Here is a 526-nt window from a genome sequence, read left to right on the forward strand (position 1 = left end):
TGAAAAGTTGGATATATGTCTTTTCACACAAAAAACCCTCATTTTTGAGGGCTTTTTTTATTCTTCATTCTCTTTAATATAATCATTTTTAGCTTTTATATAAATTGTTTTCAATCTTTCATCTGCAATGAATAAATGTTCATCTACGCCACAAGCGTCTAATACTTCTTCATCATCATAAGTAATAATATATTCATGATTGCTCATTTCGTATTTGAACATGTGATAAACATAATCATCATTTTTCATATTTTTAGTATGTTCTTCTTTAAAACTATTCACCATTTCTTTAAATACTGAAACGTCTGATTTACGAATAAAACCATTCATTCCAATTGATACAATTTCATTAGAATTAACACCTAATTTTTCTAAACCTTTTTCAAAATGTTTGTTATCAAATGCAAAGAACATATCAAAGTTATTTATTTTTTCTTGTTTTCTTTCTTCAAATTCTACATATAAATTTTTCATCATTGACCACTCCTAAAAAGAATTTATACTTTTAAATAAGTTTAAAAGTATA

At 24.1% G+C, this 526-nt stretch carries 1 protein-coding gene; it reads right to left on the bottom strand.

The genetic code is table 11. The features are described 5' to 3' along the window. Window positions 1–57: 57 nt before the first annotated feature. A complete protein-coding gene (locus tag HMPREF2586_RS04420; protein WP_070812647.1) occupies window positions 58–474 on the bottom strand; it encodes a DUF7659 family protein in 417 nt (138 codons plus the stop codon). Window positions 475–526: the final 52 nt, after the last annotated feature.

This window comes from Staphylococcus sp. HMSC034G07 (assembly GCF_001835975.1).
In the GTDB taxonomy this organism is placed as follows: domain Bacteria; phylum Bacillota; class Bacilli; order Staphylococcales; family Staphylococcaceae; genus Staphylococcus; species Staphylococcus ureilyticus.

Excerpts from the sequence above, each read along its gene's own strand:
- HMPREF2586_RS04420 (WP_070812647.1), bottom strand. The coding sequence starts at position 474 with ATGAAAAATTTATATGTAGAATTTGAAGAAAGAAAACAAGAAAAAATA.